We start from the raw sequence: 14,571 nt of genomic DNA, 5'->3' as shown, positions 1-14,571 counted from the left end.
AGCGAGAAGACGAGCCGCATGCCCACCCCTTCCACCCCCGCCTCCGGTTCCCCCGCTTCCGCCGGCTCCCCCGGCCCCGCCAACCCGTCCGCCGCGGACGTCGGCGCCCAGTGGGCCGCGCACCACCCCGGCCTGGACACCTCCCCCATGGAGCTGATCGGGCTGCTCAAGCACGCCACCGGGCTGCTCAACCGCTCCGTGGAGCCCCTCTACGCCGGCGCCCTGCTCACCGCGCCCGAGCTCGACATGCTGATCCCGCTGCGGCACGCGACCGAGCCGTTCATCGCCCGGAGCCTCGCCGAGCGGCTGGGGCTGTCCCGGGCGGGGGTCAGCAAGACCCTCGGCAGACTGGAGCGGCGCGGCTTCATCGCCCGCACCCCCAGCCCCGCCGACCGGCGGGCCGCCCTGGTCACCATCACGGAGGCCGGCGCGAAGGCGGTCGACGACCTCTTCCCCCGGCAGCTCGCCGTCGAGATCGGCCTGCTGGACGGCCTGGGCGAGGACCGCGAGCGGGTGACCGAGGCGCTGCGGCGGCTGGTGGCGGCGATGGAAGCCCGCGCGGGCCGAGGCTGACACCCGGGTGCGCCCGGCCGGCCACGCGGTCCCGCCCCTCCGGCCGGGGGCCGCCGCCCGGTTCCTGCTGTAGGGGATGTTCCAATTAGAGTGTTCACCGCAGAGGCGGCCCGCCACCCCGGCCGCCGCGATCTCCGAGAGGCGCAGAGATGACCGGGCCGCAGACGGCGCGCAGGAAGCGCGCGAACGGGGTGGAGTCGCGCCAGCGCATCCTGGACGCCACCGTCGAGATCGCCGGCGAGCGCGGCTACGACGGGACCTCCATCGCGGCCGTCAGCGCCAAGTGCGGGCTGCCCGCCAGCTCGATCTACTGGCACTTCAAGGACAAGGACGACCTGATCGCCGCGGTCATCGAGCGCAGCTTCGAAAGCTGGCTCGGGGCCGTCGAACTGCCCGGCGACGACGCGGGCACTCCGCTGGAACGGGTCACCATGATGGCCGCGAACGTGGCCCGGTCCCTCGTCGCCGCCCCGGACTTCCTGCGCCTCGGTCTGATGCTCGCGCTGGAGCGCCGCCCCACCGAACCCCGCGGCCGTACGGTCTTCCTCCAGGTCCGCGAGACCGCCCACCGACGCATCGCGGAGATCGTCGCCACCCTGTTCCCGGACTTGGCCGAGGACGTCGTGGACACCCTGACCACCTATGCCGTCGCCGGCGCCGACGGCCTGTTCGTGCACCGGGAGGTCAAGGGCGACTCGGTCGACCTGGTGGCCCTGTTCGAACTGCACGCGCGGTTCGTCCACGACGCCGCGGTCCGGATGGCGGCCCGGGCGGAGCGCTGACGGCCGGCCCGTCGGCGCCCCGCGCGCGGATCCGGGCTCAGGACCCGGCACCCTCGTGGGCGACGGTGACGACGATCTTGCCGACCTGCTCGTTCGCCGCCATGTAGCGGTGCGCCTCGGCGATGTCCGCGAGGTCGAAGGTGCGGTCGACGACGGGGTCGAACGAGCCCGAGCCGAGGCCCGCGTTGACGAACGCGACCGCGCGGCGCAGGCGCTCGGGGTCCGTGGTGATCTCGAAGAGGGTGTACGTGCTGCTGGTCAGCGCCGGGAAGGACTGGGCGTTGGGCAGCGGGGTGGGGCGCGGGTCGAGGGCGCCGTAGACCACCAGGAAGCCGCCCGGGGCGATCCCCTGCGCGAGAGTCTCCACGCCGGGTCCGGCGACGGGGTCGAAGGCCAGGCGGACGCCCTCGCCGCCGGTGATCTCCTTGATCCGGGCGGGCAGGTCCTCCTCGTCGGTGACGATCACGTGCGCCGCGCCCGCCTCCAGCAGACGCTCCTTCTTGCCGGGGCCGCGCGTGGTGGCGATCGGGACCGCGCCGACGTGGCGGGCGATCTGGATGGCAGCGAGTCCCACGCTGCTGGAGGCCGCGGTGATCAGGACGTGGTCGCCGGGCCGCACCCGGCCGCTCTCGGCGAGGGGGCCGTAGGCGGTGATGTACGCCATCCACACGGCCGCCGCCCGGACCGCGTCGACGCCGGCCGGGCGGGGCACGACCGCCGAGGCCGGGACGATGACATGGTCGCCGTACGTGCCGTAGTCGGTCTGCAGGAACTGCGGTACGACCGCCACCGGGTCGCCCTCGGAGAGGCCGGCCACGCCCGCGCCGACCGCCTCGACCACACCGGCCGCCTCGTAGCCGAGCAGCGAGGGGAAGACCGGGTCGTAGAAGTAGGCGCCCTCGCGGTACATGATCTCGGCGCGGTTCAGGCCGATCGCGTCGACGCGGATCCGGACCTCCCCCGCGCCGGGCGCGCCGACCTCGACATCACGGAGGGTGAGGACCTCGGGTCCGCCGATCCGGTCGAACTGAACGAGTCTTGCCATGGCGCATCCGTCCCAGGGGCAGTGATCGGTGAGGAGACGCGCCGGGCCGGCCCGGCGCCTGTGCACTCACCTTGCCCCAAGGTTCGATGGCCGTCAAATTTTGAGCACGATCGAAATAGGGTCACCGGCCGCTTCGGCCCGCACCCGCTTCCGCCTCCAGCGCCGCGGCGGCCAGCACCGCCGAGAGCAGCCCCGGGAACCGCAGCTCCATCTCGTCGGTGCGCAGCGTGTTCATCTTCGTCGTCCCGACGTAGTACTGCCGGATCAGGCCGGCCTCGCGCAACACGCTGAAGTGGTGCGTCAGCGTCGAGAGCGAGACGGGCGCGACGAACGTCCCGCAGCTCAGGTCCTCCCCCGCGCGGACCAGCTGCAGCACCACCATGCGCCGCACCGGGTCCACCAGCGCCTCCAGCACCTGCTGGAGGGTGACCTCCGACAGCTCGGGGTGCTCCACGGTGCGGGCGGCGGTTCGGGGGCGGGCCACGGTGACTCCTCGGGGCGGCTGCTGGGCGGTCAAGTCATAGTACGACCGCCATCAAAACCGCCTCCGGCCCCGGGATCGTCCGGCGGGGTCTCAGGCCTTGCCCAGCAACTCGCGTACGTGCTGGACGATCTCCTCGTTGGTGTAGGCGTGCCCCCCGATGCCCCAGCCGCCGGGCACCGCCTCGGTCAGGGCGACCCAGGTGCGCTCGGCGAGGGAGGGGTCGCCCGCGGCGGCGGCCACCAGTTCCGACAGCTCCTTCACCAGGCCGAGCTGCTGCTCCCGGTCGAGGGCTCCGGCGTTGGTGGTGACGGTGACGCGCACGTGGTCGTTGCCGCCGCCCGCGGTGGAGAAGCCGTCGGCGTCCAGCTCGTGGACGAAGGCGGCGGTGTTGTCCGAGAAGAACGGGATGGCCGGAACCTTCTCCCAGCGCATGATCGCCTGAGCGAGGTCCTGGGCGAGGGCCTTCCGGTCCTTGATGATCCCCTTGGCGGCGTACACGTCGATCATGGGCATGCGATGGATCCTCGCTCCGTCTCGCGTCGAACTCTTCCCGCCGATCGTGTCCGGCGCGGGAGCGCGGGAGATCCCGTGATGTGCGTAGTCCGGGCACCGGGGACGCGTAGGCCCGGGGTGCGGGGCGGCCCGTCAGAGATTGATCATGTGTCCGGCGAGCCCGTGCAGGGCGTCCTGGACCGCCTCGCTCAGCGTCGGGTGGGCGTGCACGTTCCGGGCGAGTTCGTGCACCGTGAGGTCCCACTTCTGGGCGAGGGTCAGCTCGGGCAGGAGTTCCGTCACGTCCGGTCCGATCAGGTGGCCGCCGATCAGTTCGCCGTACCGGGCGTCGCTCACGAGTTTCACGAACCCGACCGTGTCGCCGAGGCCGTGCGCCTTGGCGTTGGCCGTGAAGGGGAACTTCGCCACCCGCACGTCGAAGCCCTGGGCGCGGGCCTCGGCCTCGGTCCAGCCGAAGCTGGCGATCTGGGGCTGGCAGAACGTCGCGCGCGGGATCATGCGGTAGTCCAGCTCCATGGTCTCCGCGCCGGCGATGCTCTCCGCGGCGACGATGCCCATCGCCTCGGCGGTGTGCGCGAGCATCAGCTTCGCGGTGACGTCGCCGATGGCGTAGATGTGCGGCCGGCTGGTCCGGCAGTACCCGTCGATGTCGATGGCACCCCGCTCGGTGAGCCGTACCCCGGTGCTGCTCAGCCCGTAGCCGGCCGTGCGCGGCTGGAAGCCGGTGGCCTGCAGGACCTTCTCCGCCTCCAGGACCTGCTCCGTGCCGCCGGAGCGGACCGTCACGCGGACGTTGTCCTCGGTCTCCTCGATGGACTGCACGGCGGTGGAGGTCAGGACCCGGATGCCCTGCCGCTTGAAGCGCCTGGTCAGCTCCGCCGAGACCTCCTCGTCCTCCAGCGGGGCGATCCGGTCCAGGAACTCCACCAGCGTGACCTCGACGCCGTAGGAGCGCAGCAGATAGGCGAACTCGACGCCGATGGCCCCGGCGCCCGCGATGACGATGCTCGACGGGAGGGTGTCGGAGAGGATCTGCTCCTCGTAGGTGACCACGCGGCGGCCCAGCGTCGTTCCGGGCAGCAGCTTCACGGTCGCGCCGGTCGCGATGATGCAGGAGCGGAAGGAGAGCCTGGTCTCGCCGTCCTGCATGCGTACCTGGAGGGTGTGCGGGTCGAGGAAGGTGCCCTCGCCCTCGAACTGCTCGATCTTGTTCTTGCGCATGAGGTAGCCGACGCCCTTGACGCGCCCGTCGGCCACCACCCGGCTGCGCTCGTAGGCGGCGCGGTAGTCCAGGCCCACCTCCCCGCTGATCTTCACGCCGAACTTCTCCGCGTCGTGCAGGATCAGCTGGGCGACCTCGGCGTTGCGCAGCAGCGCCTTCGCCGGGATGCAGCCGATGTTCAGGCAGACGCCGCCCCAGAAGCGGCCCTCCACGATGGCCGTGCGCAGGCCCAGCTGGGCGGCGCGGATCGCGGCCACGTAGCCGCCCGGCCCGGCTCCCAGGACGACGACGTCGAAGTCCGTCTGCATGGCTCCACCTCACCGTTGTGTCGCTCAGCGTTGTGTCGAGTCGGTCTGCTGACTCCACGGTCGCACGATCGGCTCGCGCGATCAGCCGGTCGGGTAGAGAAGGTCGAGCGGGCCGGACAGCGCGGCCCGGACCCGGCGTGCCGTCTCGTCGACGAGGACCTCGGGCTCGTCGCGGGCGATCGCGTCCATGGTCTGCGCGGCCACCTCGGCCGCGTCCGTCTTCGGCTCGTCGACCCCGGCGGTGGCGTCGGTGTCCACCCAGCCGACGTGCACGCCGACGACCAGCGTCCCCTGCTCCCGCAGGGCGACCCGCAGCGCGTTGGTCACCGACCACTGCGCCGCCTTCGACGCGGCATAGCTGGGGAACCGCCAGGTCGACCGCCACGACGCCACGGACAGCATGTTCACGAGGGTGCCGCCGCCGTTGGCCGCGAGCACCGGCGCGAAGGCCCGCGAGACGGCCCAGGTGCCGAGATAGTTCACCTCCAGCTCCTGGCGTGCGCCGTCCAGGGAGCCCTCCAGCAGCGGCGGCCCGGCCTGGATGCCCGCGTTGTTGATCACGATGCTCGCGTCGGACGCCGTCCGGGCGGCGGCCGCGATCTGCCCGGGGTCGGTGACGTCGAGGCGCAGCGGCTCCAGCCCGGGCTCGGTGAAGTCCTCCGGCCGTCGTACGCCCGCGTACACCTTCGCGGCGCCCCGGGCCAGCAGGGCGCGGCAGAACGCCAGCCCGATCCCGCGGTTCGCCCCGGTCACCAGCGCGACCGATCCCTCGATCTTCATGGTCGGACACCTCGCTTCACGGTTGACGGTCACCCGGCGGACGGCCCGGCCCTCCGTTTCATGCTGCGGCCTGTGCGAGCCGCTCACATCCGAAGATGCACCTGTCAGCAGGGTTTCTTCATGAGACTCGCTATCGTGGAGCCATGAAACGGACCTCGTTCGCCAAGTGGCCGTGCTCCATCGCACGGACCGTCGACCTGCTGGGGGACCACTGGACGCCGCTGGTGGTGCGGGAGGCGTTCTACGGGATCCGCCGCTTCGACGAGTTCCAGCGGGAACTGGGCATCGCCCGCAACACGTTGACCGACCGGCTGCGGCAGCTGGTGGACGAGCGGATCCTGGAGAAGCGGCTGTACGAGGCCGAGCCGCCGCGCTACGACTACGTCCTCACGGAGAAGGGGCGGGACCTGTTCGCGGTGCTGGCCGCCATGTCCGCGTGGGGCGACCGCTGGCTGGCCGGGGAACGGGGCGTGCCCGTGGTCTTCCACCACGAGGCCTGCGACCACGACACCACGCCCGAGGTGGTCTGCGCCCAGTGCCGTACGCCGCTGAGGTCCGAGGAGACGTCGATGCGGATGGGGCCCGGCTACCCCGAGCGGCTCAGGCAGCGGCCGGACATCCGCCGGCGGTTCGGCACCGACTGAGCACGGCACCCCCCTTTCGGCCCTTGACAGGGTGAGTCTTATCTAGCAACCCTGGAGATCAGACACCTGTACGGCAAGGAGGCCGACGGTCTTGGAGTGGACGGGCGCACGCTACGCGGACAAACCCACGGTCGAGGTGCGGACCTGGATCGACGCCCCACCGGCCACGGTGTGGGCCCTGGTCAGCGACATCGGTCTGATGCCGGACATGAGCGAGGAGCTCCGGTCCGTCGCCTGGCTGGACGGGGCGGCGGCTCCCGCGGTGGGGGCGAGGTTCGTCGGCCGCAGTGAGCACGAGGCGTTCGGCAGGTGGGAGACCACCTCCCAGGTGATCGAGTGCGAGCCGGAGTCGGTGTTCGCCTGGGCGGTGCAGGATCCGTCCGAGCCCTCCGCGGTCTGGCGGTTCCGGCTCCGTCCGCAGGACGGCGGTACGGAGCTGTCGCAGTGGATGCAGCTGGGCCCGGGACGTTCCGGGCTGTCGGTCGCCATCGACCGGATGCCCGACAAGGAGCAGAAGATCGTGTTCGTACGGCTGCGGGAGTTCGAGCGCGGCATCACCGCCACCCTCGCCGAGATCAAGAAGCGGGCGGAGGCGTGATGCGGACGGCGACCACGATCGAGGCCTCGGGCGGCGAACACTGGTCCCAGGCGGGCGACTTCGTCGTCGAGGCCGAGAAGCTGGGCCTCGACGTCTGCTGGGTCGCCGAGGCCTGGGGCTCGGACGCGCCCTCCGCGCTCGGCTACTACGCGGCGCTCACCGACCGGATGCTGCTCGGCTCCGGCGTCATGCAGCTCGGCACCCGGACCCCGACGGCCGTGGCCCAGACGGCCATCACCCTCTCCAACCTGTCCGGCGGACGTTTCCTGCTCGGCCTCGGCGCCTCCGGCCCACAGGTCATCGAGGGGCTGCACGGCGTCCCCTTCGCCCGGCCGCTGCGGCGGATGCGCGAGACGGTGGAGATCGTCCGGGCGGTCGTCGGCGGCGGCCGGCTCTCCTACTCCGGCGCGGAGTTCACACTGCCGCTGCCCGGCGGCGAGGCCGTTCCGATGCGGCTGTCGATGCGCGCCGAGCACGAGATCCCCGTCTACCTCGCGGCCCTCTCCCCCGCGATGCTGCGGCTGACCGGCGAGGCCGCCGACGGCTGGCTGGGCACCAGCTTCGTGCCCGAGGGCGCCGCCGGCGCCTACTTCGCCCACCTCGACGAGGGCCTGGCCCGCAGCGGCCGTACCCGCGCGGACCTGGACGTCTGCCAGGGCGCCGAGGTCGCCTTCGCGGCCGACGAGGAGGCGCTGGTCGCGATGGTCGCCGGCCGCAAGAAGGAACTGGCCTTCAGCCTCGGCGGGATGGGCTCGGCGTCCACCAACTTCTACAACCGCGCCTACAGCCGCCAGGGCTGGGCCGAGGTCGCCGCCGAGGTGCGCGAGCGCTGGCAGGCGGGCGACCGGGACGGCGCGGCCGGTCTGGTGACCGACGAGATGGTGCTCGGTACGACGCTGATCGGCACGGAGGCCATGGTGCGCGAGCGCCTCGCGGTCTGGCACGACGCGGGCGTCGACACCGTCCGCCTGTACCCGGCCGGTGAGTCCCTGGAGGACCGGCTCACCACGCTGGGGCGGGCGATCGAGCTGGTCCGCGAGGTCGGCGGGACCGGCTGAGGCGGGCCGGGTCAGTCGAGGACGTCGCCGCGGACCGGCTCCTGCCGCTGCCGGTGCTGCTCGTTCCAGAGGTCGGCGAGTTCACCGAGGGCGTCGCTGACACGGCCGAGTTCCCAGAGCAGGTAGCCGCCGGCCGCGGCGAACGGGATCCACTCGCCCCAGTGGAAGAGCAGGACCGGCATGTACAGCAGACCTGCCACGACGAGGAACTTGACCAGGATCTCGGCCGCGTAAGCCCTCCTGGGCGCGACGACGGCGTGCTCCCCACGGCCGTGGGTCCACTGGAGGCGCGACTTCATGACTGCTCCCTCGGGCTCTGGGCGCACACGCTGCTCGAACAGGCCGCCGCCGACTGACAGTTGACAGTTTCAGGGGGCGTGCGGCCGGTGGCCAGGGCCGCCCGAGGCCTTCGGCACATCTCCATGTGACCATCGCGAGCGGTAGCCCGCGTTCCGGTCTACGCCGAGGTGAGGCGGTCGCGGTGGGCGCTCAGGTCCCGGCGGGAGTGGACGTCGAGTTTCCGGAACACCTTGCGCAGGTGGTAGTCGACCGTGTGCACGCTGAGGAAGAGCCGGGCGGCGATCTCCCCGTTGGTGGCGCCGCCCGCGGCGAGCCGGGCGACCCGGGCCTCCTGGGGGGTGAGCAGGTCGGCGGCGTTCGACGCGTGGGCGCCGGCCGGGAGGGTGTCGCCGGCCGCGGAGAGCTCCTGGGCCGTCCGGGCGGCGAAGCCACGGGCGCCCATGGCGTCGAAGAGCCCGTGGGCGGCGCGCAGTTGGTGCCGGGCGTCCTTGGTGCGGCGCTCGCGGCGCAGCCATTCGCCGTAGAGCTGGTGGCTGCGGGCCCGGCGCAGGGGGCCGCTGACGTCCTCGTGGTGCCGGATGGCCTCGACGTACAGTTTCTCGGCCGCCGCCGGGTCGCCGGTGGTCAGCGCGCGGGCGCGGGCGAGGTCGCCGAGCAGGCCCGGGACGGGGGTGCGGTCCGCGAGCCGGGTCAGGAGTTCCAGCAGGCCCAGTGCCTCTGCCTCGCGGCCGCTGCGCGTCGCGGCCTCGACCATGTCGACGAGAGCGAACTTCGCCTGGCAGGTGTCCCCGATCTGTCCCGCGAGGCTCAGGTACGCCTCCTCGTACCGGCTCCGGCTCAGTTCGACCACGCACCGGGCGTAGTCGAGGAAGACCAGCTGGTACCCCTGGCCGGTGCGGGCGGCGTGCTCGCGCACCGCGTCGGCCAGCGTGTCCGCCTGCTCGAACCGGCCGCGCCAGGCGGCGACGAGCAGGGCGCCGAGATGCAGCTGGGAGCCGCGGGCCTCCTCCAGCGCCGCCCGCTGGTCGAAGAGGCGCTCGGACTCGTCGAGGCGGCCGGCGATCAGCTCCGAGAGGGCGGTGTGGCTGAGGGCGAGGGCCATCGGGATGGTGGCGCCCCGCCGGCCGGCCTCGGCGTGCAGCCGCCAGGCGAGTTCGTGCAGGGTGACGTCGTCGCCGAGGAGGGTGGCGTGCGAGCAGGCCGCGGCCAGCAGCTGGAACAGCTCGGGCGCGGTGGACTCCTCCTGCCGTACCGCCGCCACGGCCTGCCGGAGCCGCGGGCCCGCTCCGGCGAGCCCTTCGAGGTGTACGGCGGTGTCGGCCTCCAGCACCACGTCGCCCGTGGTGGCCGGCATCCCGGCGGGCAGCGGCAGCGAGCGGACGGTCTCGGCGACGTTGCGGCGCGATGCCCCCTGCGGTGCCAGGGAGCCGCTGATCTGCGCCTGGACGAGCGCTTCCACGAGGATGTCGCGGGCGAGCCGGATGTCGACGGGGCCGAGTTCCCGGGCCGCGGTCAGCAGCGCGTACGTCGCCGCCGCGGGCGCGCCCGTGAGCCGGTGGACGCGGGCCTGGACGCGCTGGACCAGGCCGTTGGAGCGCCGGTCGGCGCGGTGGGCGGCCGCCTCGTCGAGCAGCGTCTGCGCCCGGCCCGGCGCGCCGGCCACGGCGCTCGCCTCGGCCGCCGCCAGCAGCCGCCGGGCCCGGGCGGGCGGGTCGGAGGTCAGGGCGGCGGAGCGGGCGAGCAGCGACGAACTGCCGGTCCAGTCGCCGCGGTCGCGGGTGCGTACGGCGGCGTCGTCGAGTTCCACCGCGACGGCGTCGTCGGGATCGGTGGCGGCCGCCGCGAGGTGCCAGGCGCGCAGGTCGGCCTCGCCGAGATCGGCCGCGACCCGGGCGAGGGCGGCGTGCACCCGGGCGCGTTTCGCGAGGGGCGCGCCGTAGTAGACGGCGGAACGGATCAGCGGGTGACGGAACCTGACGGTCTCGCGTATGGCGAGGAGGTCGCACTCCTCGGCCGCCGCCGCGGCGCCGGCGTCGAAGCCGAGTTCCGGGCCGGCCCGCCACAGCACGTTCGGGTCGCTGGTGGGGTCGGCGGCCGCGGTGAGCAGGAGGGTGCGGGTCTGCGGCGGCAGCGCCCGCGCCTCGCGCAGGTAGACCTGTTCCAGGGCGCGGCCGAGCGGGATCGGCTCGGGCAGCGGCGTCTCGCCGCTGAGCTGGTCGGCGCGCAGCTCCCGGGCCGCCTCGACGAGGGCGAGGGGGTTGCCGCCGGTCGAGGCGACGACCCGGTCGCGGACACCGGGGTCGAGGGCGCCGGAGACCGCCGACTCCAGCAGCCGTCCGGCGGCGTCCGGGTCGAGGCCGGTGACGCCGAGTTCGGGGAGCCCGGCCAGGTGGTCGACCCGGTCGAGGTGGTCGCGGGCGGCGAAGACCATGGTGACGGCGTCGGCGTGCAGCCGGCGTGCCACGAAGGCGAGCACCGCGGCGGACTCCTCGTCCAGCCAGTGGGCGTCGTCGACCAGGCACAGCAGGGGCCGGTCGTCGGCGCGGGCGGCCACCAGCCCCAGGGAGGCGAGCGCGACCAGGAACCGGTCGGGCGGGCTGGTCCGCTCCTGCAGTCCGAAGACCTGGCAGAGTGCGGCGCGTTGCGGGTCGGGCAGCTTGGGCAGCTGGGACAGGTGCGGTCTGAGCAGCTGGTGCAGGGCGGCGAAGCCGAGTTCGGCCTCGGACTCCACGGCGTCGAACCGCATGATCTCGAAGTCGGCGGCCGCGCCTGCCTGGAGGTGGTCGAGCAGGGTGCTCTTGCCGCTCCCCGGCCCGCCTCTGAGGACCAGGACGCCGCTCATCCCGTGCCGGGCGTCGTCGAGCGCCGCCGTCAGCCGGCCGCGTTCCTCGTCCCGCCCGAACAGCTCGTCCAATGGTCAACCCCGGGATGCTCGAAAGGGGCGGCTTCCGCTGCTCGGTGCCACGCTCGGGTCCGGTCACCGGATCCGTGCGGCCCATACTGGCCAGCGCGCGGGGCCTTTGTCCAGTTGCCCCCACGGTCCGTAGCGCCGGGCCTACCGTACGGCGTCGGCCATGTGATGCCGCCCGCCCGGTCCGGTGTCAGGCTGGAAAACGATGCCGCCTGCCCGGCCCCGCCGCCGACGCACCCGCGGTGCCCCTCTCGCCAGGCGGTGCCCCGCGGAGACGAGCGGCCGGCCGGAACCCAGCGCCGCGGCATCGGCACTCCCCGGAGGTTCGTCATGAAGGATCTGCCCCCGCCGCCCACCCCCTACCTGGAGCCCGCGGCCCGCGAACTCGCCGACGCCACCGCACCGCACCCGCGGATCTACGAGGTACCGCCCCCGCAGGGGCGTGACATCCTCGCCGGGCTGCAGACGGGCGAGGGCGTGGCCAAGCCCCCCGCCGACGAGACCTGGATCGACGTCGACGCCGGCGAGTGGGGCACCGTGCGCGCCCACCTCATCAAGCCCGAGGGCATCAACGGGCCGTTGCCGGTCATCTTCTTCATCCACGGCGCCGGCTGGGTCTTCGGCGACGAGAACACCCACGACCGCCTCGTGCGGGAACTGGCCGCCGGGGCGCAGGCGGCGGCCGTGTTCCCCGTCTACGACCGGGCGCCCGAGGCCAAGTACCCGACCCAGATCGAGCAGAACTACGCCGTCGCCCGGTGGATCGTGGAGCACGGCGGGGAGTACGGCCTCGACCCGTCGCGGATGGTGGTGTGCGGGGACTCCGTCGGCGGCAACATGTCGGCGGTCCTCGCCCAGATGGCCAAGGACCGCGGCGACATCGACCTCGCCGCGCAGATCCTGCTCTACCCGGTGACGGACGCCGACTTCGACACGCCGTCCTACCGGCAGTTCGCCGACGGCTACTACCTCACGCGCGACGGCATGATCTGGTTCTGGGACCAGTACACGACCGACGAGGCCCAGCGCCGGGAGCGGTACGCGGCCCCGCTGCAGGCTTCCGTCGACGACCTCAGGGGGCTGCCGCCGGCCCTGGTGATCACCGACGAGGCGGACGTGCTGCGCGACGAGGGCGAGGCCTACGCGGCGCATCTGCGGGAGGCCGACGTCCCGGTCACCGCCGTGCGGGTCCAGGGCATGGTGCACGACTTCATGATGCTCGACAGTCTGCGCGACACGAACGCCACGAACGTCGCACGGCACCTCGCCGTCGACTCCATCAGGGAGGCGCTGCACCCCGCCGGGCACTGACCCGGCGCCGCGCAGGACAGCGGGCCGGTCCTGTTCCGGGTGACACCGGAACAGGACCGGCCCGCGCGTTGCCCGGCGGTGGTGCGGGGACGTCGGACGGCGCCGGCGGAGCAGTTCGCTGCCGTAGTCGGTGCCGCCGGTGCCGCCGGGCCTTCGCACGCCGGAACGGAGGGTTTCGCCGGGGAAGAAAGCCGGTTCGGGGGGCGCTCCGGATGACCGCGGAAGGCCGGCCGGCGGGAGCGGTCCCGGACGGGTCGGCTACGCCGTCGCGGTCGGGGTCATGCCGTTCAGGAGCGCGGTCAGGATGCGTGTGAGCCGGGGCTCGACGTCGACGACGGCATGCGCCATTTCGGGGCGCGACTCGTAGAGCTCACGGAGCCGGGTGCCGGGCGCGGCCATCTGCCAGAGCGCCCCGGCCATGCTCGTGGCCGTGGCGACCACGTCCGTGGCGGCGCTCTCGGTGATGCCCAGAAGCTCGCGCAACACCGCGGCCAGTGCGGCGACTTCGCCGAGAGCGACCGTCTTGAAGGCGTACGCGGACTCAAGCGACACGTTGCGTTCCAGGTTCAGCGGCGCCTGGGCGAGCAGGTCGCAGAAGAACGGCCGGTTCACGAGCGACTGCGCGACGGCGGCCGCGATCTCCTCGCTTCCGGCGCCGGGCAGTTCGGCCAGCCGCGTGCGCAGCGCCGCCGACCAGTCCTGCCAGCCCTCCGCGGTGAGGCTCAGGAAGATCTGCTCCCGCGTCTCGAAGTACCGCAGCATCGCGGACTTGTGCATGCCGACCGCGGCCGCGATGTCCGTCAGCGTCACCTCGCGAACGCTGCGCTCGGTACCGAGGGACCGGGCGGCGTCGAGGATCTCCCGCTCGCGCTGCTGCTTGGCCGCCGCGCTGCGGGCGCGCTGGGGGCGGGTCGTACTCACGACCGGAACGATAGCACAACCCCGTTTCGCTAATGTGACCGACGGCACTCCCCGGCCCCGGTCCCGCGTTCCCGCTCCCCGTTCCGCGAGAACCGCCAACACCCATCGCCGCCCGCGCCGTTAAAGGTCTCGCAGAGAGCCTGTCGCAGAATCCTCGCGGAATTGTCCGTGATCGGTAACGGAGGGATCCCGTGCCCGCCGTCTGCCGTCCTGACGGGTGCACGGGATCGACTCAGCGACAAGGATCGGGGCGGACATGGCGCGGCACGGCGGACGGGGATGGTACGGCCAGGTGGCCGCGGCGGCGCTCGGGGTCACGGCCGTGACCGTGGCCGCCTCGCTGTGGACCGCGCAGGCCGGTCCCGTCAACGGGCGTGCGCAAGCCGGGACTTCGGTGCACCACACCACGCCGAAGGCGGCTCCGGCCCCGGTGTCCGTGGAGATCGCGCACGCCTCGGACCGGGGCTCCCGGGGTGTGAACATCACCATCGACGACGGGCCGGACCCGGTCTGGACCCCCAAGGTGCTCCAGGTGCTCCGGGAGTACGGCGTGCGGGCCACGTTCTGCATGATCGGCCCGCAGGCGCAGGCACACCCCGATCTGGTCAGGGAGGTGGTGGCGGCCGGGCACCGGCTCTGCGACCACACGGTCTCCCACGACGTCACCATGGACACCAAGTCCGAGGCCTACCAGTCCGAGCAGATCCTCGACGCCGAACGCATGATCACCAAGGCGTCCGGAGGTGTACGGCCGCTCTACTACCGCGCCCCGGGCGGCGCCTTCACCCCGTACAGCCGCAAGGTCGCCGCCTCGCACGGCATGCGTCCGCTGGGCTGGAACGTCGACTCGAAGGACTTCGAACGCCCCGGCACGGCCGCCATCGTCGCCACCGTCAAGGAGGAGCTGCCCAACGGGCCGACCATCCTCTTCCACGACGCCGGCGGCGACCGCTCCGAGACGGTGGCCGCCCTGCGCGAGGTGCTGCCGTGGCTGAAGGAACAGGGGTACGCGTTCGGCTTCCCGGTGCGCTGAGCACGGGACCGCCCCGTCATCCCGGGCAAATGTTGCGGGCGGCCCGGCGGTGACCGCATATGGGTGGTGTGGGCGGTGCGGCGTCGGG

At 73.0% G+C, this 14,571-nt stretch carries 15 protein-coding genes; 7 read left to right on the top strand and 8 right to left on the bottom strand.

The window, feature by feature from the left end; translation table 11 throughout:
• Positions 1-18 precede the first annotated feature (18 nt).
• Both ACFZB3_RS07425 and ACFZB3_RS07420 read left to right on the top strand, forming a co-directional pair.
• On the top strand, positions 19-573 hold the full coding sequence (locus ACFZB3_RS07425) for a MarR family transcriptional regulator (protein WP_391371137.1): 555 nt from the start codon (positions 19-21) through the stop codon (positions 571-573).
• 149 nt (positions 574-722) lie between these two features.
• Complete coding sequence (locus tag ACFZB3_RS07420) at positions 723-1,355, top strand: TetR family transcriptional regulator (RefSeq protein ID WP_391371134.1); 633 nt, start codon at positions 723-725, stop codon at positions 1,353-1,355.
• 37 nt (positions 1,356-1,392) lie between these two features.
• On the opposite strand, the gene ACFZB3_RS07415 is transcribed toward ACFZB3_RS07420, so the two are convergent.
• The 5 genes from ACFZB3_RS07415 to ACFZB3_RS07395 form a co-directional block, all read right to left on the bottom strand.
• Positions 1,393-2,400: a zinc-binding dehydrogenase gene (locus tag ACFZB3_RS07415; protein ID WP_391371131.1), complete on the bottom strand. Its 1,008-nt coding sequence runs from the start codon at positions 2,398-2,400 to the stop codon at positions 1,393-1,395.
• 121 nt (positions 2,401-2,521) lie between these two features.
• Entirely contained in the window at positions 2,522-2,884 is a 363-nt protein-coding gene (locus ACFZB3_RS07410; protein WP_391371129.1) for a helix-turn-helix domain-containing protein, read from the bottom strand.
• A 90-nt stretch (positions 2,885-2,974) separates the two neighbouring features.
• On the bottom strand, positions 2,975-3,397 hold the full coding sequence (locus ACFZB3_RS07405) for a 4-oxalocrotonate tautomerase family protein (protein ID WP_391371126.1): 423 nt from the start codon (positions 3,395-3,397) through the stop codon (positions 2,975-2,977).
• A gap of 132 nt (positions 3,398-3,529) precedes the next feature.
• Positions 3,530-4,927, bottom strand: a complete 1,398-nt coding sequence (gene lpdA, locus ACFZB3_RS07400; protein ID WP_391371124.1) for a dihydrolipoyl dehydrogenase — start codon at positions 4,925-4,927, stop codon at positions 3,530-3,532.
• Positions 4,928-5,008: 81 nt separating this feature from the next.
• On the bottom strand, positions 5,009-5,707 hold the full coding sequence (locus tag ACFZB3_RS07395; RefSeq protein ID WP_391371121.1) for an SDR family oxidoreductase: 699 nt from the start codon (positions 5,705-5,707) through the stop codon (positions 5,009-5,011).
• Between the two features lie 143 nt (positions 5,708-5,850).
• Between ACFZB3_RS07395 and ACFZB3_RS07390 the strand changes: the two genes are divergently transcribed.
• From ACFZB3_RS07390 to ACFZB3_RS07380, 3 genes are all read left to right on the top strand, one after another.
• Complete coding sequence (locus ACFZB3_RS07390; RefSeq protein ID WP_391371119.1) at positions 5,851-6,351, top strand: winged helix-turn-helix transcriptional regulator; 501 nt, start codon at positions 5,851-5,853, stop codon at positions 6,349-6,351.
• Positions 6,352-6,442: 91 nt separating this feature from the next.
• Positions 6,443-6,949 carry an SRPBCC family protein gene (locus tag ACFZB3_RS07385; protein ID WP_391371116.1) on the top strand — a complete coding sequence of 169 codons (507 nt, stop codon included), beginning with the start codon at positions 6,443-6,445 and terminating at the stop codon, positions 6,947-6,949.
• Positions 6,949-8,007, top strand: coding sequence for an LLM class flavin-dependent oxidoreductase (locus ACFZB3_RS07380; protein WP_391371113.1), 1,059 nt, complete (start codon positions 6,949-6,951; stop codon positions 8,005-8,007). Before ACFZB3_RS07385 ends, ACFZB3_RS07380 begins: the two co-directional genes overlap by 1 nt.
• Before the next feature lie 11 nt (positions 8,008-8,018).
• On the opposite strand, the gene ACFZB3_RS07375 is transcribed toward ACFZB3_RS07380, so the two are convergent.
• Both ACFZB3_RS07375 and ACFZB3_RS07370 read right to left on the bottom strand, forming a co-directional pair.
• Complete coding sequence (locus tag ACFZB3_RS07375; RefSeq protein WP_391371110.1) at positions 8,019-8,306, bottom strand: hypothetical protein; 288 nt, start codon at positions 8,304-8,306, stop codon at positions 8,019-8,021.
• Between the two features lie 158 nt (positions 8,307-8,464).
• Positions 8,465-11,221 (bottom strand): AAA family ATPase, encoded by a 2,757-nt coding sequence (locus tag ACFZB3_RS07370; protein ID WP_391371107.1) that lies wholly within the window; start codon positions 11,219-11,221, stop codon positions 8,465-8,467.
• A 327-nt stretch (positions 11,222-11,548) separates the two neighbouring features.
• On the opposite strand from ACFZB3_RS07370, the gene ACFZB3_RS07365 reads away from it, so the two are divergent.
• Positions 11,549-12,529 (top strand): alpha/beta hydrolase fold domain-containing protein, encoded by a 981-nt coding sequence (locus tag ACFZB3_RS07365; RefSeq protein WP_391371104.1) that lies wholly within the window; start codon positions 11,549-11,551, stop codon positions 12,527-12,529.
• 258 nt (positions 12,530-12,787) lie between these two features.
• Here the strand turns inward: ACFZB3_RS07365 and ACFZB3_RS07360 are convergent, their stop codons facing one another.
• The gene (locus ACFZB3_RS07360; RefSeq protein WP_391371101.1) at positions 12,788-13,450 is read right to left on the bottom strand and encodes a TetR family transcriptional regulator; all 663 of its coding nucleotides are present in this window, start codon (positions 13,448-13,450) and stop codon (positions 12,788-12,790) included.
• 256 nt (positions 13,451-13,706) lie between these two features.
• Between ACFZB3_RS07360 and ACFZB3_RS07355 the strand changes: the two genes are divergently transcribed.
• On the top strand, positions 13,707-14,483 hold the full coding sequence (locus tag ACFZB3_RS07355; RefSeq protein ID WP_391371098.1) for a polysaccharide deacetylase family protein: 777 nt from the start codon (positions 13,707-13,709) through the stop codon (positions 14,481-14,483).
• Positions 14,484-14,571 lie beyond the last annotated feature (88 nt).

The organism is Streptomyces sp. NPDC008092 (assembly GCF_042957285.1).
Lineage (GTDB): Bacteria > Actinomycetota > Actinomycetes > Streptomycetales > Streptomycetaceae > Streptomyces.
Note: the sequence above shows the minus strand (reverse complement) of the source record. Positions and strands in the feature narration are given on the sequence as shown.

Excerpts from the sequence above, each read along its gene's own strand:
- ACFZB3_RS07365 (WP_391371104.1), top strand. The coding sequence starts at position 11,549 with ATGAAGGATCTGCCCCCGCCGCCCACCCCCTACCTGGAGCCCGCGGCC.
- ACFZB3_RS07425 (WP_391371137.1), top strand. The coding sequence starts at position 19 with ATGCCCACCCCTTCCACCCCCGCCTCCGGTTCCCCCGCTTCCGCCGGC.
- ACFZB3_RS07390 (WP_391371119.1), top strand. The coding sequence starts at position 5,851 with ATGAAACGGACCTCGTTCGCCAAGTGGCCGTGCTCCATCGCACGGACC.
- ACFZB3_RS07375 (WP_391371110.1), bottom strand. The coding sequence starts at position 8,306 with ATGAAGTCGCGCCTCCAGTGGACCCACGGCCGTGGGGAGCACGCCGTC.
- ACFZB3_RS07420 (WP_391371134.1), top strand. The coding sequence starts at position 723 with ATGACCGGGCCGCAGACGGCGCGCAGGAAGCGCGCGAACGGGGTGGAG.
- ACFZB3_RS07355 (WP_391371098.1), top strand. The coding sequence starts at position 13,707 with ATGGCGCGGCACGGCGGACGGGGATGGTACGGCCAGGTGGCCGCGGCG.
- ACFZB3_RS07380 (WP_391371113.1), top strand. The coding sequence starts at position 6,949 with ATGCGGACGGCGACCACGATCGAGGCCTCGGGCGGCGAACACTGGTCC.
- ACFZB3_RS07395 (WP_391371121.1), bottom strand. The coding sequence starts at position 5,707 with ATGAAGATCGAGGGATCGGTCGCGCTGGTGACCGGGGCGAACCGCGGG.
- lpdA (WP_391371124.1), bottom strand. The coding sequence starts at position 4,927 with ATGCAGACGGACTTCGACGTCGTCGTCCTGGGAGCCGGGCCGGGCGGC.
- ACFZB3_RS07405 (WP_391371126.1), bottom strand. The coding sequence starts at position 3,397 with ATGCCCATGATCGACGTGTACGCCGCCAAGGGGATCATCAAGGACCGG.
- ACFZB3_RS07415 (WP_391371131.1), bottom strand. The coding sequence starts at position 2,400 with ATGGCAAGACTCGTTCAGTTCGACCGGATCGGCGGACCCGAGGTCCTC.